This window comes from Microcystis wesenbergii FACHB-1317, assembly GCF_014696875.1.
Classification (GTDB): domain Bacteria; phylum Cyanobacteriota; class Cyanobacteriia; order Cyanobacteriales; family Microcystaceae; genus Microcystis; species Microcystis wesenbergii_A.
This window is the reverse complement of the sequence record NZ_JACJQV010000189.1, coordinates 23,767-42,306: the sequence shown is the minus strand read 5'-3', so window position 1 is coordinate 42,306 and position 18,540 is coordinate 23,767. Positions and strand designations below refer to the sequence as shown.

Here is an 18,540-nt window from a genome sequence, read left to right as displayed (position 1 = left end):
CTATTCGTGGATAAGTTGCATGGGTGCGGTGCGAGGATCGATGATTTTCTGACCTAAACCCGAAAATTTGACCGCTAGATTCATTTTTTTGCCCGTACCGAGGATATGGGTCACTTCTCCTTCTCCAAAAGTAGAGTGTAACACTCGATCGCCTACCTGCCATTTTCTTTGATCAGAGACAGTTTTTTCCATGGCAACCACTTTTGGGGTCTTTTTCGGTTTCAGGTTGCTTGTGAGCAATTCTGGGGGCAATTCCTGCAAAAATTGGGAAGCTACCTTCATCTCTTTATTCCCCCAGACATATCTTTCTTTTGCGTAGGTTAAAAATAATTGTTCCTTGGCCCGAGTCACTCCCACATAACACAAACGGCGTTCTTCCTCAAGGGCAATGGGATCGTTTAAACTACGATTATGGGGAAAAATGCCCTGTTCTAAACCGACTAAAAAGACGATAGGAAACTCTAAACCTTTGGCGGAATGAAGGGTCATTAACGAGACTTTTTCTTGACCTTCCTGAAGATTATCTAAATCCGAGGCTAAACTAGCACTAGCGAGAAATTCCCGGAGATTGGTTTCTTCGTTTTCTTCTTGGAATTGTACGACGGCGCTATACAATTCTTGAATATTCTCGATGCGGGTATCAGCTTCCTCGGTTCCCTGCTGTTTTAATTCATCAATATATCCCGAATTCTCCATGATTTGATCTAGGATTTCACTAGCGGATAAATCGGTGATTTTTTCTTGCAGATTTTGGATAATTTTCGCTAACTTATTGATGCTTTTAGTGGCACGACCGGCGAGAGTATTAACGGAAGTTTCGTCGCTGATAATTTCCCATAAAGGTACTCCTAATTCTTGGGCAGCTTTGAGCAAATTATCGATTGTGGTTTTACCGATACCGCGTCGGGGAGTGTTAATAATTCTCAGTAAACTAACGGTATCAGCAGGATTGGCAATCACTCGTAAATAAGCGATCGCATCTTTAATCTCCTGTCGATCATAAAATTTAAATCCCCCGACAATATTATAGGGAATATTATTGCGAATTAACCCATCTTCAAAGGGACGAGATTGGGCATTAATTCGGTAGAGAATGGCAAAACTACCCCAATTTAATTCGGGGTTTTCTTGGGTAAATTCTCGAATTTTATCGATAACAAAAGCCGCTTCTTCCTGTTCATCTCTGGCTTTAAAAACATAGATACTCTCGCCTCCTTCTCTGGTGGGAACAAGGACTTTATCGATTCTTTGACTATTCTTTTCAATTAATTTATTTGCCGCTTGTAGAATATTCTCCCGTGAACGATAGTTTTCCTGTAGTTTCACCATCGTGCGGGTATCATCATCGGGTAAACCATCGCCAAAGTCCGCTTGAAAATTGAGCAGAATAGTAAAATCTGCCATCCGAAAACTATAGATAGATTGGTCGGCATCACCCACCACAAAAATCGATCGATCCGTCCAATTCCACTCACTTTTTTTCGTTTCACCATTGGTGGACAAAAGCCGAATTAACTCGTACTGAATCCGGTTAGTATCTTGGTATTCATCGACTAAAATATGCTTAAATTGCGTGTGCCAATAACCGAGAATAGATTCATTTTGCTGAAAAAGACGGACTGGAACCAGTATCAAATCATCAAAATCTAGGGCATTATTTTGGGCCAATTGCATCTGATAAGCCTGATAAACCTCAGAAATGACCTTTCCCCGAAAATGAGGGTTTTCTCTGGCGTAATCCTCGGGAGTTAACCCTAAATTTTTAGCATTACTAATCGCATAACGCAGATTGCGAGCATCAAATTTTTTATCGTCTAAATTCATCTGTTTGGTGACGATATTTTTCACCAAACTCTGGGCATCAGACTCGTCCATAATCGAAAAATTCCTTTGCCAACTATGACCATATTCATCCTGATATTTATTAATGTCATAGCGCAAAATTCGACCACAAAGACTGTGAAAAGTCCCGATCCAGAGTTTTTTAGTATAATTCCGATAAACTTGAGAAAAGAGTTTTTTCTGTTCGTATTCTTCTAAAAGTTCTAATCTTTGACCGTATTTTTCCTGTGCTTTCTGTTGAGCAAAAGTTTTTTCAATTCTAGTTTTCATTTCCCGGGCCGCCTTATTGGTAAAAGTGACCGCGAGAATATTTTCCGGCTCGACCCCGTGATGACGGATCAAATGGGCGATACGATAGGTTAAAGCGCTAGTTTTTCCCGATCCTGCTCCAGCAACCACCAACAAAGGGCCGCAAAAATGCTCAACAGCAAGGCGCTGGGAAGGATTGAGTTGTTCTAAATAATCGGCTGTGACTGTCATAATCTTTCCCTATAGCTCTGCGACCTCTATTAATCAGGCTACATCATCGAGACGGGGATCGGGCATTAGTCAACCCCTTCAAGAAATAAAAATTTTTTGGGCTAGTTTGTTTCAAATCGCTCAAGATTCTAAGTTGTCATCTACAATGGAATTAGCGGAGACGAAAGTTTCCGTTCACTCCTCACACCACACTCCGTCCGGACAATGTTCGGGCGGTTTCTTATTGAAAATACTCGATCTCTACAAATTCCCTGTTACACTGTATGATCAAAGATTTCTTGGAATCTTTGTGCGTTCAAATGTACTACTATGTGAGGGACATCACTTGTCTAAACGTTATTTGTTCACCTCCGAATCGGTTACGGAGGGACATCCCGATAAAATTTGTGACCAGATTTCTGATACTATTCTCGATGCTCTGTTATCCCAAGATGACCACAGTCGTGTAGCGGCTGAAGTGGTTGTCAATACAGGGTTAGTCTTGATTACTGGTGAAATCACCTCGAAAGCACAGGTTCATTTCGTCAATTTAGTTCGCAGTAAAATCGCTGAAATCGGTTATATCAACGCAGATAACGGATTTTCCTCGAATAGTTGCACCGTTTTAGTCGCTTTAGACGAACAATCTCCCGATATTTCCCAGGGTGTCACGGCTGCTCAGGAAAATCGCGAACTTCTCAGCAATGATGAACTCGATAAAATTGGTGCGGGAGACCAGGGTATTGTCTTCGGTTTCGCTTGCAATGAAACCCCCGAATTTATGCCCTTACCGATCAGTTTAGCCCACCGCATCGCTCGCCGTTTAGCGGCAGTCAGAAAAACGGGTGAACTGTCCTATCTGCGTCCCGACGGTAAAACGCAAGTATCGGTTATTTATGAAGATGGTCGTCCCGTGGGTATCGATACTATCCTTGTTTCTACCCAACACGATGCTACTATCGGCGATATCACCGATAATGATCTCGTCCAACAAAAGATTAAAAGTGATCTCTGGGAAGCGGTAGTACAACCGGTCTTCAGCGATTTAGAGATTAAACCCGATGCCAATACCCGTTATCTGGTTAATCCCACCGGAAAATTCGTCATTGGTGGACCCCAAGGCGACGCGGGATTAACGGGACGGAAAATTATCGTCGATACCTACGGTGGCTATTCTCGTCACGGTGGCGGCGCTTTCTCCGGTAAGGATCCTACCAAAGTCGATCGCTCCGCGGCCTATGCTTGCCGTTATGTGGCCAAAAATATCGTCGCTGCTGGTTTGGCCGATAAGTGCGAGATTCAAGTGGGTTATGCGATTGGGGTAGCTCGTCCGGTGAGTCTCTTCGTGGAAACCTTTGGCACTGGCAAAGTCGCTGATGATGTGATTCTCGACTTAATCAATAAATACTTTGAACTCCGTCCGGCCGGTATTATCCAAACCTTTAACCTGCGCGGTTTACCCAGTGAAAGAGGCGATCGTTTTTACCAAGATGTGGCCGCTTATGGTCATTTTGGTCGCAATGATCTCGATTTACCTTGGGAAAAAACCGATAAAGCCGCTATCCTCAAAGAAGCTTTGACTTCTGTGGTAGTATAGGGTTAGAAATTAACTGCAATTTTTGATTGAGGAGTAGAGTTTCAGGCTCTATTCCTTATTTTTGTCTAGCTATAGCAGTAAATCCGTTGAGTAACGCACAGAAAACGGGTTTCTCGGAGAAACCCGTTTTCTACTCATGCACTCATGCAAAACGGAGAATAAATAATCAGTTTTTAATAACCAGATTTAGTATCAGGAGATTATTTTTATTTATTCTCCTCACTCCCCCCCGCAACGCGCACGAAGTGGTCTCCCCATCTCCCCATCTCCCCATCTCCCTACACCCCACACCCCACACCCCACACCCCACTTCCGCTGCAGTTAATCACCCGCTGCAGGATCGCAGAATCCAACCCAGTAAGACTCCGATACCACCAAAGCGGACAATTTGCCAAAAAACCTCCCCCAGCAGTCCGCGACGGATTCCTTCCCAGAATAGGCGCTTTAATTCCCCTTCTTTGAGTAAATTGCTTTCTAAAATTACCTCTAATTCTTGAATCTGTTCGCGAATTTGTGCCAATTCCTTTTCTAGTTCAGGTAGGGGATTTTCCCGCCATTGGGGTTCTATTTGGCTAAATTGTGCCTCTAGGTCTTTTTTTTGCTGTTCTGCTTCGTTGATCTGTCGATAACGGTCTTTTAATGTTGCGATTGCCGCTTCGACTTCTTCAATTGCTTCGGTAAATTCTGCCGATTCATCGTTAGGGTATGGGTTTTCTTCTAAGGACATGGACTCGATGGGATTTCCTGCGTCTAAACTATAGTTATAGACGATTTTATGGTTTTACGAAACCTTTTGATTATGATTCCATCCCCTATCTCCTCCCCATCTCAGACTATTGATGATCTATCTACCCTAGAATTGGCGCGGATTTTGGCGGCACGTTTGGCGATCGCACCGATTGACTGGCATCGTCTGAAAGCCAATCGTAATGCTCGGGCTGCCGAACAATTAGGGACGGCTTTGGTGTTTTTATTAGATAATCAGCCAGAAGAAGCACTTCCTCGGCTACAACAGGCTACAGGCTGGCTCGATCGCTCGATTTCTGCTCCTCCCTGTCCTTCTCACGGTCATGGTCCTTAGGTGAACCAGCGTTCCTGTTTAATTTGTTTACAAAGTTTCAGTTGGGTTCCTTTTTGATTCCAGTGAACTTGGTCGAAGATTTGATATAACATACACAGTCCTCGGCCATTTTCCGCTTCTTCGGGGGGAAAATTGGGACAATCGCAACTACAGCCATGATGGGGACAACGTGGGGTAAATCCACAACCTTCGTCGGTAATTACCCAAGAATACTCGTCTTTACTGCTGGAAAAGTGAACGACCACGGTTTTGCTGGGATCGAGATGATTGCCGTGTTTAGCGGCATTAACTAAAGCTTCTTGCAATCCTAATCTAATTTCTGGTTCTAATTCTTCCGGAATACTAGCGGTCAGTAAATCTAAAATCGGACAAAGATACAAGGTGGAAGCGAAACTCATGGTGTTCCAGCTTCGTTTGCTTGTTGGCAGTGAAATAGCAATCACGCGCTTTACCTCTAGCTTTTATTCAATGACTGTTCTCTTACAGAAAGATTAAGGTCTCTTAACCGTCGATCTAGATGATTGCCATACCTAATGAGTCATATTTTATCCCTTTTCTGTCTCTGAGATTGATTAGATATTTTTATGATTGATCTACAAACCAATCGAGAATCAAGGCCACTTTGAGTGGGTAATTAATCAAAAAAGTAGTTGATTGGAACGGTCTTTAATATGCTATTATCCTTACCCATTGACTTTTCAGCCATAAACGGCTAAAGTGTCGGGTTTTTCCTCCTATTTCATCCTACCATATTCGCTGTTTTTTGTCTAAGAAAAGCGGCGCATTCGACGTGGGGAGTTTGGGGAAAGAAATCAGCTGTTTGCACTTCTAGCAGTTGATAATCGCCTGTTTTACAGAGATATTGCAAGTCTCTGGCTAAAGTTGCACTTTGACAACTGATATAAACAATGCGTTGACTTTGCAGCTGTAACAGACTATCGAGGACAGATCGATCGCAACCTTTGCGGGGCGGATCGAGTAGAATAATGTCGGGTTTAACTGTCAGTTGCGGTAAAGTTTTTTCTACTGCCCCCAAAATAAAAGTTGTGTTGGTAATATTATTTAATTGGGCGTTAATCTTGGCTCGATCGAGGGAAAAGCTATAGGATTCTAGTCCAATCACCTCTTTAACCCGTTTAGCGAGGGGTAAAGTAAAAGTACCGATGCCACAGTAGGCATCAATAAGAATTTCTTCACCTTTAAGGTCTAATTTCTGACAAATAACCGCAAATAAGGCTTCAGCAGCCTCTGTATTAACCTGAAAAAAGGTATCGGCAGCCAATTGATAGGTTAATCCGGCGAACTTTTCGGTAATATAGTCCCGTCCGGCGATAGTTTGAGTCTGACTGCCAAAAATAGCATTACCTCGCTCGGGGTGATAATTCACGGTTACACCGACTAAATTGGCGTATTTTGCCAGCCATTGCCGCGCCTGTGCCTCAATTCCCTGTAAATTATTATCGGTACTAATCAGGGTTAATAAAATTTCTCCCGTGTGGCGGCCAATTCTTAGGGATAAATGGCGTAATTGTCCTTGGTGGGTCTTTTCATCATAAATTGACCAGCCTTGCTCCTGAATATCCTGTTTTATCTCTGCTAGAAACGGATTTAAAGCCTGATCTTGAATCGGACATTGATTGAGATTAATCAGATGATGGCTGCCGCGACGATAATAACCCGCTTGCACATTGCCGGTGGGGGAAAATCCGAGGGGATAGGTAGCTTTATTGCGATAAGCGAGGGGAGAATTACCGGTGAGGGGAGGATAAACCAAAGGATCGCTAAAACCGCCAATTCTGGTTAATACCTCTTGTACTTGCTCTTTTTTGACCTGAAGCTGAAATTGATCCTCGATGTGTTGCCATTGACAGCCACCACATTTATCGGCAACGATGCAGCGGGGACGGATACGATGGGGAGATGCTTGTAGAATAGTTTGTAGTTTGCCGATCGCATGACTTTTTTTGATATAGGTGATGCGAGTTTGAATGCGATCGCCAATGACCGTATCTGGTACAAAAATCACCTGTCCTCGGTATTTTCCCACACCTTCGCCCGTATGGTTGAGGTCGGTAATCTCGATCTCGATTAAATCACCTTGTTGCATAGTTAGGGAAACCAGTTTTCAGCCAGGGTTTCTGCTGGGGTAATAATGACTTCTATAGGAATTTCTTGCCTGCTCAATTTCGAGACTATTTGCCTAGCTTTTCCATAACAAGAATCGAAAATTTCGAGGAGATAAGGTTTTAAACTAGGACTGTCTTCCAGCAGATCGGCAATTTGAACTCGAAAATTAATAATTTCCGCTTCCCATTTATTAGCATTATACTCCCTTTCCGTCTGCCAATAAACTAACTTGAGCAGATGAGCTAATAATTGAATTAACAAACTTTTGAAAGCCTGTCGATTATTTTTTCCTATGCTTCCTAATTCCTCGATCAGATTAGTCCAGTCAACCGAGGCAAAATCTTCCCGTCGTAATTGGTTAACGGTTGTCTCGATCCATAGCTGAAAATCTCGATCGTATAAGCTGATCTTCGAGATCGGTATTTGAGCGGTCATGGGAGGTAAACAGTAAAAACAATCCAACTCTATTCTACAATCAAAAATTAATTTTTCTAAAATCCTAGATCAGCTTTGGCAATTTTGGCCGCCGCTAAAACTTCCTCATCGGGTAATTCTCGCCAGTCGGTCGCACCTATTTCAGCATAGAATTTTTGATCGTAGGCGCGAGTACGAATTACTACCGGCATAGGGACCGCATGACCTAAAACTAAAGCTTGTTGTTTTGAGTCTAATTTCGCTAAAACTGATCGCAAACTTCCCCCTCCAGAAACCCCAGTAAATATGGCTTCGATGTCCTTTTCATCGTTTAATAAACAGGTGATTCTCGTCCCTACCTGAGACATAACTTCGTTATCAATTCCTGAAGGTCTTTGATCGACAATTAAGAGAGTAACAAAGTATTTTCGCATCTCCCTGGCGATGGTTCCAAAAATAGTTTGATGTACCACAGCAGAATCTAAAAATCGATGAGCTTCTTCAATGGTAATCACTAACTGTTGCGGTCGATCAACGGGGTTTTTAGTTTGTAAAAAATATTCAGCTTTTTTAACATAATTAGCATGAATCCGACGGGTGATCATATTGGTGGCTAACATATAGGAAAGCATATTACTTTGGGAGCCAAATTCAATAACAACGTGCTTACCTGCATCTAAAGCTTGTAAAACCTGATCGATATAATTGTGAGGACAAACACTTCTTAAATATTTCAAACTATCTAGACGCATTAATTTTCTCTGGAGGGACATGATTGATCCCGCATGACCCTGTTTTTCCGTACAGAAGATTTTAATATCCTCGTTACTCATATTTAATAACTGAGTAATCCAAGATTCTCCATACTCGTTATAGAGAATATTGGCATTATCTAAACTAGCTTCCGAGATGCCTAATTCCCGACCGATTAAACGAATATCCTCGATTTCAATTTGATTATAACTTAAGAATAATTCCTGCGCTCCTCGTACTCCCCGGCGTTTGGTAGAATCGGGATCGAGGGTATAAATTTCCACCTGTCCGGGGAATAATTGACATAATCCTTTCACCGTAGAAACCTCCTTCCCCTCTTTCATCGCTTCCCAACCGTATTCCGAGTGCATATCAAACATGAGGTTAACCCCTGCTTGTTTGCGAATAATGCCCGAAATTAGTAATCTGGTTAAAAAGGATTTTCCCGTCCCGGATTTGCCAAAAACACCGTTACTACGTTCCACAAAGCGATCGAGATTAATACATATTGGCACGTCCATGTCAAGGGGTTGACCAATAGCAAAATTCTTTCTGGTGGGGTCATCTTCCCAACCGAAAACCATGCGAAAATCCTGCTCACAAGCTTCATAAACTTGGCTAAAATGGGCGGGAATAGTTTTAACTGGCAGTAATTCTAAATCGGTGCTAGTTTGGGGTTGAAAAGAGCCTAAGGAAGTGTCAGAAACTGCGGGAGAATTACCTCCAGTCGGAGTAAACATGAGCATGGGAGATAGGTCAATAGTACCATAAGTACCGCTACCCGCTAAAACATCGCGCATAAAACTATCATCGGGATGGGGAGGATTCGCGATAATCCGGGGACTGGAGTTACCTAGGGAGACATCGGTGAGGAGACAGAAAAAACGCGAGCGAGTGCCTTGCACCACTAAAAATTTACCGACGCGCATATCCTCCACGGAAATATCCGGATAAAGACGGATTTCTAAACCTTCACTCAGGGAACCTTGAATAACCGATCCGAGGGGTTGTTCACTCATGCTAACCTTGATTTGTGGCGATGAATTATGAATTATGAATTATGAATGAGGAAGTGTTTTCAGTGATCAGTAAACAGTGAACTTAAAACTCAAATCTGATAACTGATAACTGATAACTGATTCAAGTCGGTTAATTTTTTTTCGGTCTATCCTGTCTAAAAATGAGGGGTTCGCAGGCAGGCACGGATTTCCATTATTAATACAAGTATATGTCAAGTGGCGGGGTTTTGTCAAGGGGTTTAAGAAAAAAAATCCGGTTTATGAACGGGAAGCAAGGAAATAGCCAAGGGAGAAGAGAATGCCACTAAAAAAGTGAAGATTAACCGCTATAAACTTGCAGTTACTGACTAGCTGAGGTTGGTCGTGATTTTGGTTAACGTGGTGGACTAATTGCCAAGCGAAAGGGAGACTAAGGAAGATTAAAAGGCTGAGAGGGGGATAAACCTGCAGCAGGACAAAAACTACCGTTAAAACGTAAACGAGAACCGTCACTACGGTTAAAACTCTAGAACCTTTTAAAGTACCCAAACGGGCAATAGGTGATTTTTTACCCGCTTTGAGATCATCGGCGACTTGATGGAAATGGGAACAAAAAAGGATGATAGAAGTGGTAATCCCGATAATAATTGAAGCCGCTAGACTAGAGAGAGAAAAAGCACCGACTTGGGAATAGTAGGCAGCGGCAATCGCCAAGGGTCCAAAAGTAAAGAAACAGATAATTTCACCTAATCCTTGATAACCGAGACGGAAGGGCGGTCCTTGATAGGTATAGCCCAAAAAACAGCAGAGGGCGATTAATTCTAGGATCATCCAATCGCCTCGCCCATAACTAATGGCAAAAATACCAGCAATACCCACTAATAGAAAAAGATTACTCAGCCAGAAAATTAAAGATTTATTGCCAGTTAAATTAACGATCGAATGAGCTTTATTAACATCGATCCCGGTATCGGCATCAAAAACATCATTACTGAGATTTAACCAAGCGAGAATTAAAATAGCTGAGAGGATAAAAGTGACAAAAATCGGGGGAGAAAATTGACCTGTTTCCTGATAAGCGATCGCTGTTCCCAAAATAATCGGTATAATCGCCACACTATACATTGGTGGTTTAAGGGCCGCTAACCAGAGTTTTTTGGGTGAGGGATTGGTGACAGTATCGCTGGTCATAGTTAAATAGGGTTTGCTGAAAAAGTTTTTCCTAGTAGTAGGGTGTGGGGTGTAGGGTTTTACCCATTTTTAGGTGGTCAATTACCTAATTTTCAGGGAAAAAGTGCCTGAATTTCCCCCCGATAACTCCAATGGCTAGCACTTTTTGATTTCAAAAAGGCCTAAAGATATTATCCAACAAGGTTTTTAGATTTATTCAGCCAGCCCTAGATAGTTCTTCAAAAATTGAGATGCGCCCAACCCGACACAGCCCGTTTTAGTGTCAAACCGAAATTTTCGCTAATCTTGCCCTGAGCTTAGTCGAAGGGTTAGACTTTGGTTTTGGTTTTTTCTGGCAGTTGACGACGGATAGCTGCACCGGCTAAACCCAGACCTAATAAACCGATAGCGGTCCTAGTTCCGGGTTCAGGTGTTTTGGTGGTGATTTCTATTTTAACGCCAGCCAAAGTGGAAGAGACGCTAGTACCAGTTTGAGTGAAACGAATGAACAGAGGAAGACTAAAGTTAGTAGGTACCACCGACGAGACATCGAAGTTGAAGGAGGTACTGGCAATAGTACCAACGCCACTGGCAAGAACGTTATTGAATACGTGAGTTCCGTGAGCAAAGAGATCGAACTCTAGTTTACCGTCAGCATTGGAAGAGTCGTAAGTGAATGAACCTAAAACATTAGCGGCGATGAAATTACCTAGAATTGCGCCGCCAGTAGCAGGAGTAAAGGGGTCTGTATCACCTTGTCCTGCATTGGTGATCGTAGCACTGATGCCATTGATGGGATCGGGATTGCCACTAGGTGGTGGTGGAGAAGAAGGGGAGTTAAAATTACCTGTCGTGGTTTGAAAAACAATCGGTAGGGAGGTAACGAGGGTTCCCGCTTGGACTGCGGGGGCAACTAGGGCAACGGTAGCGAAAGTAGATAATAAAACTGCGACTTGATGGCTTCTCATGATTTTTTCCTTGTCTAACAAGGGGATAAATTAGGCAAATTGCCTGAGTTCAAAAGGTTTAGGGGAACATCGGCAGAAAATTAACATCAGCAGAAAATAAGTAATACATAACTATTACTGTTGATTTTTATGAATATTCATGTTAATCGATGACTTTTTGTTGCGTCAAGAGTATTTTTGTTAATTTTTCTTTACATATAGCGGTTCTCACACCTGTGTGGCACAGTTAAACCTTTGCTAATTAAGCTTTTCAACATCGATAATGTACCTCTTGCGAACAGGAAACGCTATAAAACAATTTACACACGTATTACACACGTATATCCCCGAAAAAAGCTGATTTTAAGTGCGGCATTTATAAGTCAATATTATCCAATTCCAGGACCGGGAATAGGCATTAATCTATCGTATCCAATGAAAAAGCTCTATGGGAAAAAACTTCAGTTTGTCAAGACTGTTGGGGATATTTTGGGAAAACTTGACATAATCTTTCATCTCAGCCGAGAACAAGCCAAATATCTCATATAAATTCATGATTAGGGTGGGTTTTCTGGGGCGACTCAAGCGATCGCTAAAGATGTTATTATCTAGACAGTCAGCTGAAAATTCCCGCAACCTTCCTAGCCACCGATGAGAGCGATCGCTAAAGATGATATTCTTTATATTCACCATGAGGATGTACCTGTTTATAAAAAAGGCGGTTCAGTGGTGAGAAATAGTTATTTTTGGGCGCTAAAATCGATCGCCTGTGGAGCGCGTCGGGGACAGGATTGGGAGTTCGATGCCGAGGTGTGGGTGGCGCTGGTGCGGATGTTGCTCTGTTTTGCCAATTCTGGCTATTTGGGGGATGGTGAGACAATTTTAGAGTTTACTGTCGATTGTCCTATTCCCGAACCTCTGCGGGGGATATCTACTTACTTATAGCCTCGCTGAGATAGTTAGCGGTGGATTCCACTAGGGGAATAGTATTTTCGTATAACATTCGCGTCGGTCCGATAATGCCAACACTACCGACGGGAGTATCTCCCTGTTTATAAAAAGCGGAGATAAGAGTACAAGGGCGCATGGATTCCAGAGTATTTTCGGAACCAATGGTGATTTTGACTTTTTTAGTTGATTTTTCTGGTTCTGGCCTTTGTAAAATCAGGGGTAAAAGGCGATCCTGTTCTGCTTCCAATAGATGCAGTAACATTTGTACTTGTTGCCATTGGGCGAATTCTGGCTGTCGAATGACTTCAGCGACACCATGGACGATAATCTCTGGGGTGGCAGTGGATTGGAGACTAGCGCTGATTTCTTGGCTTAATTGTCGGAGAAAATGGGTATAACGGGCAAATTCTCGCTCGATTTGCTGCCAATCGAGGTTAATTAAATCTGCCAAGCAATAACCTTTTAATTTTTCCCCCAGAAAATTAGAGAGGATTTGTAATTCTTCTGCTAATCCATCCCCCTTGTCCGTTGCCATAGACTCAGGAATCTCTATCATAACCGAGCGTGTTTGTAAACTATCTGTAACAATAATTAACATAATCTGCCGGTCCGAGACGGGGATTAATTGCAGATGACGCAGGGTATTGGTGAGGGTGTGGGGAAGGGTAACGATAGCGATATAACCGCTTAAACCGGCTAAAAACTGGGTGGCCCGTTGCAGCAGACTTTCGAGACTCCAAGCAGGAGATTTAGCGTTTTGATGCAGATAATAGCCGATTTTTTCGCCGATACGGTCATCGGGAGTCATTAACTCATCGACGTAGAGACGATAACCCCAATCGGAGGGAATGCGTCCGGAGGAAGTGTGGGGTTGATAGAGTAAACCTTCTTTTTCCAGTTTACCGAGAGCATTGCGAATCGTGGCGGAACTGACAGTAAATTTGTACTCCTCTAGCAGAGTTTTCGAGCCAACCGGTTCGGCTGTGGCGATATAATGTTGAATTGTCGCCTTTAAGATATGTTGATAGCGATCGCTGAGATGGGTTCTAGCGGACATAGGGGAATAATCTTAACAAAAGATTTATAACATTTTTTTAGACAGTATAACGCTTATTCAGTTATCAGTTATCAGTTATCAGTTATCAGTAGTCAGTCCTCCGTGGGGAGAAAGGGGATAGTTTACCCCTCTCTTTTCCCGATGGGGGCGATCAAAATTAGTAACGGGGAATATTAGGATCGACGAGGAGGGCATAAGCATCGATGCCACCGTTAATATTTTTAACATTAGTAAAACCCTGACTTTGTAGCCATTGGCACATTTGCAGGGAGCTCATGCCATGGTGACAGATAACGAGGGTTTCCGCTTGGGGGTTGAATTGGGTGGCAATAGTGGGCGACCATTCTTGGTATTGACTCAAGGGTAAAATGGTAAAACTGGCCACAGATGCGATCGCAACTTCCTCCGGTTCGCGCACATCAATAAGTTGTAAATTAGGATCATGATCAGCTAAACGGAGAGCGAGTTCATGGACGCTAATTTCGGGAATGCTCATAGATTTGGTCTTAAGAATCGGTTATCTTTCCTTTAGAGTAGCAAATCGAGGGACCCTGAGCGGTTAGGGACTTGCGTAGGAATAATATCCCAGTCAAGTGGGGGGATTTGGTCAGTGCCAGAGCGGGGGGTGATATAATGGGGAAACGGCAGGTATTGAAGAGATTGATGCTTTTTAGTACGCCGATTAATCGACAAGCTGAATTTTGATGAATATCGAACAAGCCATTATCGAAAACTTGCGAAAACTTCCTTTAGAAAAACAACAAGAAGTCTTAAACTTCAGCCAATTTCTAACTCAGATAACTTCGCCAAAAATTGCAGAGATGACCTCCCAAGAAAAAGCAGAAGATTGGCTAAAATTTCTGGAAAGTCAACCCAAGGATACCCCCGGATTACCCGATGAAGCCTTAGGGCGTGAAACTATCTATGACTAATGGCTAAATATCTATTTGATACTAATATTTTACTGAGGCTGAGTGACCGAATTTCCGCTAATTATGCCTTAGCAAGAGATGCGACCTATATCTTAATAGAGCAAGGACATAAATGCTGCTTGACCTCACAAATTATCATTGAGTTTTGGGTAGTTGCCACCCGTCCTACTGAGGTTAATGGGTTAGGCTGGACTCCTGAAAGAACTAAAAATCAAATCAATCAATTTCTAACCAGATTCACTGTCCTCGAAGAAACGCCAGAGATATTTACCCTTTGGTTTCAATTAGTCACTGACTATAACATCAAGGGAAAAAGGACTCACGATATTAGGCTTCTGGCTGTTATGAAAGCTCATAGTATCACTCATTTATTAACCTTTAATCCTGATGACTTTGTTCCCCTTCCTAATATCATCATCCTTCAGCCGCAAGACTTACTTAATCCCTAATGGTGAGGAGAATTGCGGAGAACCAAAAAAGCGCATTTGCCCCCGGCTGGATTTCAGTTAAGCTTTGATTAGAGGTTATTGCAGGAGGGAGTTATTGATACCGAATAGATTCACCGATAGGTATTGCGCTGAAGCTATCTTTTCCCCAGTTTTTTATCCTCTGATTAATTTCTAAGTTGTACTGTATTCTCCCCACTTCCCCACCTCCCCACTCCCCAGCTTATGATTCCCCTACAATTAACCCTGAAAAATTTTCTCAGTTATCGCGAGGCAGTGCTAGATTTTCGCGGATTACATACTGCCTGTATTTGTGGTGCCAATGGTGCGGGAAAATCCTCTTTACTGGAAGCAATTACTTGGGCAATTTGGGGAGAAAGTCGCACCTCGATTGCTGATGATGTGATTCATGCGGGCAGCGATTATGCGCGGGTAGATTTCGAGTTTAGTTATGGGGGAGAAATCTATAAAATTATCCGTAGTCGTCACCGGGGGGGAAAAGCTTCTGGTTTAGATTTTCAGGTGATTAATGATCAAAGTTTTCGTCCTTTATCGGGCAAAAGTATTAAAGATACCCAAGCGCAGATTAATACTTATCTAAAAATAGACCATAAAACTTTCATTAATTCTGCTTATTTACGACAGGGACAAGCGGACGAGTTTATGAAACAGCCTCCCAGTGGTCGTAAACAGATTTTAGCAGAATTATTACAACTCGATCGCTATGAAATTTTAGCGAATAAAGCCAAGGATATATCGAAACAATTTGATGGACAGTCCCTCCAGATCGAGCAGCAAGTAGAAACTATCAAACTCCGTCTTCAGGAGAAAAATTCTTATCAAGAACACCTGCAAGAGTTAAGCACCCAAATTAACCAAATTAATCAAGAACAAGAGGTAAATAATCGGCGTTTACAGCAACTGCAAGGGGAAGAAAATCAGCGTCAGAATTGGGAAAAACAGCTGCATTGGCAAAGAGAACAGGAGCGAGCTTTATTAGCAGAAATTGAGAGATTAGACTGGGAAAAAGTTAGTCTAGACAATCAATTAAATCAAATAAGGACTATTCTTCATCGCAAAAATGACATTATCACCGCACACGAGCGCCTAATCAATTTAGACCAGAAAGAGGCCAGTTTGTCAAGTCAATTGCAAGCTTGGCAACAGGCCCAGTATGATAAACAACAATTAGAACAGAAATTACAGCAAAAAATTAACGAATTTACCCTTCCCATCCAACAAACGAGCGCTCGTTTAGAAGAATTGGGAAGACAGGAACAAGAAACTCAAAAAATTATCGAGCAAGCGGGGGATATTCAAGCAGGATTAGAGAAGTTAAATTATCATCGTCAACGTCTTCAGGAATTGGATAGATTAGCTTTAAAATATGCCCCTTTAAATAGCCGAAAAGCTGATCTAAATATACAGTTGGAACGGGAAAAAGCCGGGATTAATGCTCGTCGGGAACAACTGCAAATAAATCGGCAACAATTAGAGACAGAAATCGCTCGTATTCCTGTACTAAGAGAGGAAGCTCTCAATTTAGCCAAACGAATTAAGGAACTAGATAAAAAACAAACCTATTGTGAACGAGTGGAAGAAAAGGAAACCGTTAAACAAGTGGATAAAAAAAGTTTATTGGAGCAACAGAAAAGATATGAAGAACAACTTTTAGAGTTAACTGGTAAATTGGAAAAATTGAATATTCCCGATTCGGTTTGTCCTTTGTGTGAACAGAATTTAGACAGTCATCACCGTCATCAGGTAATCAGGAAAACCCATCAACATCAAGAACAAATTCAAGAGCAAATCTGGTCCCTACAGGAACAGATGGCAGACTGCGATCGAGATTTAAAACGTTTACGGGAGGAATTAGCCCAAATTAAACAAGAATTGCCTGTAAGATCGAATCTACAACAAAAATATGTGCAGTTAGAAGTCAAGTTAGAAACTATTGAAGAAAAGGAAATAGAACTAGAGAAAACCGAGGAGATACTTGTGGAGTTAGAAGCACTTTTACGCAGTGGTAATTATGCCCTAGAATTACAGCAAGAATTGCAAATTGTCAATCAAGAAATCGCCCTATTAAACTATGATGAACAAAGTCATGCTTTAGTCAGAGGAGAAGAAAAAAGATGGCGTTGGGCAGAAATTCAAGAATCAGAACTTAAGCAAGCAAACCGTCGTTTATCTAATATCAAGGCTGAGAAACCTAATTTAATTAATAAATTAGCTAGACTAGAACAGGAGAAGCAAGAACTAGGTCAAAATTCCCCACTTAAACAGGAAATTGAACGCTTAGAAAAGTTTATTCAAAACTTAAATTATGATCGCAGTGAACATCAGAATATTCAAAATCTGATCCGACAATTACAGGGGGTAAGATTACAGTATCAAGACTGGCAACAAGCAGAAAAAAATTATCCAGAAATAGCTGCTAAAATTGCTGACATTGAGCAAAGATTACAGCTGCGAAATCAGGATCGCCAGAAGATAAATCAGGAGTTAGCAAATATTAGTCAAAAGATTGGTACTTTGACTGACTATCGCCAAGAAATAGCCGCATTATCGACTAATATTCAACAGCGAAGACAGATAATTGATGGATTGCTCTCCCAAAAAGGTCGGGTTGAGGAGAAGTTACATCAACTGGAAACGTTAGGTAAACAACTGACAGAAAAAGAGAGCGATTTAGCTAAAGTTAAAAAACAATATACAGTTTATAAAGAGTTAGCCATAGCTTTCGGCAAAAATGGTTTACAAACTCTGATGATTGAGAATGTTTTACCAGAGTTGGAAGCACAAACTAATCATATTTTAGCTCGCTTAACCGGTAACCAATTTCATGTGCAGTTTTTAACCCAAAAAAGCGGTAAAGGTACGAAGAAACAGCGACAAAAGTTAATCGATACTTTAGATATTATTATTGGCGATACCCGGGGATCCCGTCCCTACGAAACCTATTCAGGAGGGGAAGCTTTTCGGATTAATTTCTCGATTCGATTAGCTTTAGCGAGATTATTGGCACAAAGAGCCGGAACAGCCTTACAAATGCTCATTGTTGACGAAGGATTCGGAACTCAGGATGCGGAAGGATGCGATCGCTTAATCGCGGCAATTAATGCTATATCCGCCGATTTTGCCTGTATTTTGACTGTAACTCATATGCCCCAATTTAAAGAAGCTTTTCAACACCGCATCGAAGTCCGCAAAACCGAACAGGGTTCTCAATTGATGTTATTATCCTAGGAAAAATATTGATGTAAAGATGGAAAAGATTACGATCACAGTAAAACTATTTGCTATTTATCAAGAAGTCTATCAAACTTCACAATTAAACCTCGAATTTCCTGCCCACACTTCCGCAGCAGCAGTGTTAAACTATATTATAGCCCCCTATCCCCAATTAGAAAGATGGCGCGACGTTACTCGTTTTGGAGTTAATCTTCAGTTTGTTTCGGGAGAGAAAATCCTCGAAAATGGCGATGAGATAGTTTTAATTCCCCCCGTTAGTGGTGGCTAAATGGGGTTTGCTGAAAAAGTACGGGCGAAGCATTCGGATAGAAAATCTACGGTTTCACCGATAGGTTATTGTCCGAATGCTTCGCCCCTACAGGACGCGGGCTGATGAAGACGCAAGGTTTTGAAGCACGATTCTCTCAAAATCTTGCACCTGTTTCGCTCGTAAAGCCACAAAACCCTTACCTTGCCTACATTTCACATTTATTCAGCAAGCCCTAAATGGAGATAGGGAAAATCACAAAAA

The 18,540-nt window shown here is 41.9% G+C and carries 17 protein-coding genes; 7 read left to right on the top strand and 10 right to left on the bottom strand.

Annotated elements, in window-relative coordinates; translation table 11 throughout:
* Entirely contained in the window at positions 1-2,322 is a 2,322-nt protein-coding gene (pcrA, locus tag H6F92_RS18825) for a DNA helicase PcrA (protein WP_190359068.1), read from the bottom strand.
* A 325-nt stretch (positions 2,323-2,647) separates the two neighbouring features.
* On the opposite strand from pcrA, the gene metK reads away from it, so the two are divergent.
* Positions 2,648-3,898, top strand: coding sequence for a methionine adenosyltransferase (gene metK / locus H6F92_RS18820; protein WP_190359067.1), 1,251 nt, complete (start codon positions 2,648-2,650; stop codon positions 3,896-3,898).
* A gap of 325 nt (positions 3,899-4,223) precedes the next feature.
* Here metK and H6F92_RS18815 read toward each other — a convergent pair whose 3' ends face one another.
* Positions 4,224-4,625, bottom strand: coding sequence for a sll0565 family protein (locus H6F92_RS18815; protein WP_190359066.1), 402 nt, complete (start codon positions 4,623-4,625; stop codon positions 4,224-4,226).
* Between the two features lie 72 nt (positions 4,626-4,697).
* On the opposite strand from H6F92_RS18815, the gene H6F92_RS18810 reads away from it, so the two are divergent.
* Positions 4,698-4,979 (top strand): DUF6439 family protein, encoded by a 282-nt coding sequence (locus H6F92_RS18810; RefSeq protein WP_190359065.1) that lies wholly within the window; start codon positions 4,698-4,700, stop codon positions 4,977-4,979.
* On the opposite strand, the gene H6F92_RS18805 is transcribed toward H6F92_RS18810, so the two are convergent.
* The 6 genes from H6F92_RS18805 to H6F92_RS18780 all read right to left on the bottom strand — a co-directional run bounded on the left by H6F92_RS18805 (position 4,976) and on the right by H6F92_RS18780 (position 11,409).
* A complete protein-coding gene (locus H6F92_RS18805; protein WP_147072253.1) occupies positions 4,976-5,377 on the bottom strand; it encodes an ATP-binding protein in 402 nt (133 codons plus the stop codon). The genes H6F92_RS18810 and H6F92_RS18805 overlap by 4 nt on opposite strands.
* A gap of 341 nt (positions 5,378-5,718) precedes the next feature.
* Complete coding sequence (rlmD, locus tag H6F92_RS18800) at positions 5,719-7,086, bottom strand: 23S rRNA (uracil(1939)-C(5))-methyltransferase RlmD (protein WP_190359064.1); 1,368 nt, start codon at positions 7,084-7,086, stop codon at positions 5,719-5,721.
* Positions 7,087-7,088: 2 nt separating this feature from the next.
* A complete protein-coding gene (locus H6F92_RS18795; RefSeq protein WP_190359063.1) occupies positions 7,089-7,541 on the bottom strand; it encodes a DUF29 domain-containing protein in 453 nt (150 codons plus the stop codon).
* Positions 7,542-7,597: 56 nt separating this feature from the next.
* Entirely contained in the window at positions 7,598-9,292 is a 1,695-nt protein-coding gene (locus H6F92_RS18790) for a helicase HerA domain-containing protein (RefSeq protein WP_190359062.1), read from the bottom strand.
* A 258-nt stretch (positions 9,293-9,550) separates the two neighbouring features.
* Positions 9,551-10,462: a 2-carboxy-1,4-naphthoquinone phytyltransferase gene (gene menA / locus H6F92_RS18785; RefSeq protein WP_190359061.1), complete on the bottom strand. Its 912-nt coding sequence runs from the start codon at positions 10,460-10,462 to the stop codon at positions 9,551-9,553.
* Positions 10,463-10,770: 308 nt separating this feature from the next.
* A complete protein-coding gene (locus H6F92_RS18780; protein WP_190359060.1) occupies positions 10,771-11,409 on the bottom strand; it encodes a PEP-CTERM sorting domain-containing protein in 639 nt (212 codons plus the stop codon).
* Between the two features lie 630 nt (positions 11,410-12,039).
* On the opposite strand from H6F92_RS18780, the gene H6F92_RS18775 reads away from it, so the two are divergent.
* Positions 12,040-12,333 (top strand): hypothetical protein, encoded by a 294-nt coding sequence (locus H6F92_RS18775; RefSeq protein ID WP_002760270.1) that lies wholly within the window; start codon positions 12,040-12,042, stop codon positions 12,331-12,333.
* Here the strand turns inward: H6F92_RS18775 and hrcA are convergent.
* Positions 12,320-13,396, bottom strand: a complete 1,077-nt coding sequence (hrcA, locus tag H6F92_RS18770) for a heat-inducible transcriptional repressor HrcA (RefSeq protein WP_190359059.1) — start codon at positions 13,394-13,396, stop codon at positions 12,320-12,322. The genes H6F92_RS18775 and hrcA overlap by 14 nt on opposite strands.
* Before the next feature lie 157 nt (positions 13,397-13,553).
* Entirely contained in the window at positions 13,554-13,892 is a 339-nt protein-coding gene (locus H6F92_RS18765; protein WP_190359058.1) for a rhodanese-like domain-containing protein, read from the bottom strand.
* Positions 13,893-14,100: 208 nt separating this feature from the next.
* On the opposite strand from H6F92_RS18765, the gene H6F92_RS18760 reads away from it, so the two are divergent.
* From H6F92_RS18760 to H6F92_RS18745, 4 genes are all read left to right on the top strand, one after another.
* Positions 14,101-14,328, top strand: coding sequence for a hypothetical protein (locus H6F92_RS18760; protein WP_190359057.1), 228 nt, complete (start codon positions 14,101-14,103; stop codon positions 14,326-14,328).
* On the top strand, positions 14,328-14,777 hold the full coding sequence (locus H6F92_RS18755; RefSeq protein WP_045358103.1) for a type II toxin-antitoxin system VapC family toxin: 450 nt from the start codon (positions 14,328-14,330) through the stop codon (positions 14,775-14,777). Before H6F92_RS18760 ends, H6F92_RS18755 begins: the two co-directional genes overlap by 1 nt.
* A 222-nt stretch (positions 14,778-14,999) precedes the next feature.
* A complete protein-coding gene (gene sbcC / locus H6F92_RS18750; RefSeq protein WP_190359056.1) occupies positions 15,000-18,023 on the top strand; it encodes an exonuclease subunit SbcC in 3,024 nt (1,007 codons plus the stop codon).
* Between the two features lie 19 nt (positions 18,024-18,042).
* On the top strand, positions 18,043-18,297 hold the full coding sequence (locus H6F92_RS18745; protein WP_002760275.1) for a MoaD/ThiS family protein: 255 nt from the start codon (positions 18,043-18,045) through the stop codon (positions 18,295-18,297).
* The last annotated feature ends 243 nt before the right edge of the window (positions 18,298-18,540 follow it).

Coding starts and splice junctions, on each gene's coding strand:
- H6F92_RS18775 (WP_002760270.1), top strand. CDS start 12,040: ATGAGAGCGATCGCTAAAGATGATATTCTTTATATTCACCATGAGGAT.
- H6F92_RS18810 (WP_190359065.1), top strand. CDS start 4,698: ATGATTCCATCCCCTATCTCCTCCCCATCTCAGACTATTGATGATCTA.
- H6F92_RS18815 (WP_190359066.1), bottom strand. CDS start 4,625: ATGTCCTTAGAAGAAAACCCATACCCTAACGATGAATCGGCAGAATTT.
- menA (WP_190359061.1), bottom strand. CDS start 10,462: ATGACCAGCGATACTGTCACCAATCCCTCACCCAAAAAACTCTGGTTA.
- H6F92_RS18795 (WP_190359063.1), bottom strand. CDS start 7,541: ATGACCGCTCAAATACCGATCTCGAAGATCAGCTTATACGATCGAGAT.
- H6F92_RS18755 (WP_045358103.1), top strand. CDS start 14,328: ATGGCTAAATATCTATTTGATACTAATATTTTACTGAGGCTGAGTGAC.
- H6F92_RS18805 (WP_147072253.1), bottom strand. CDS start 5,377: ATGAGTTTCGCTTCCACCTTGTATCTTTGTCCGATTTTAGATTTACTG.
- sbcC (WP_190359056.1), top strand. CDS start 15,000: ATGATTCCCCTACAATTAACCCTGAAAAATTTTCTCAGTTATCGCGAG.
- hrcA (WP_190359059.1), bottom strand. CDS start 13,396: ATGTCCGCTAGAACCCATCTCAGCGATCGCTATCAACATATCTTAAAG.
- H6F92_RS18760 (WP_190359057.1), top strand. CDS start 14,101: ATGAATATCGAACAAGCCATTATCGAAAACTTGCGAAAACTTCCTTTA.
- H6F92_RS18780 (WP_190359060.1), bottom strand. CDS start 11,409: ATGAGAAGCCATCAAGTCGCAGTTTTATTATCTACTTTCGCTACCGTT.
- H6F92_RS18765 (WP_190359058.1), bottom strand. CDS start 13,892: ATGAGCATTCCCGAAATTAGCGTCCATGAACTCGCTCTCCGTTTAGCT.
- pcrA (WP_190359068.1), bottom strand. CDS start 2,322: ATGACAGTCACAGCCGATTATTTAGAACAACTCAATCCTTCCCAGCGC.
- H6F92_RS18790 (WP_190359062.1), bottom strand. CDS start 9,292: ATGAGTGAACAACCCCTCGGATCGGTTATTCAAGGTTCCCTGAGTGAA.
- H6F92_RS18745 (WP_002760275.1), top strand. CDS start 18,043: ATGGAAAAGATTACGATCACAGTAAAACTATTTGCTATTTATCAAGAA.
- rlmD (WP_190359064.1), bottom strand. CDS start 7,086: ATGCAACAAGGTGATTTAATCGAGATCGAGATTACCGACCTCAACCAT.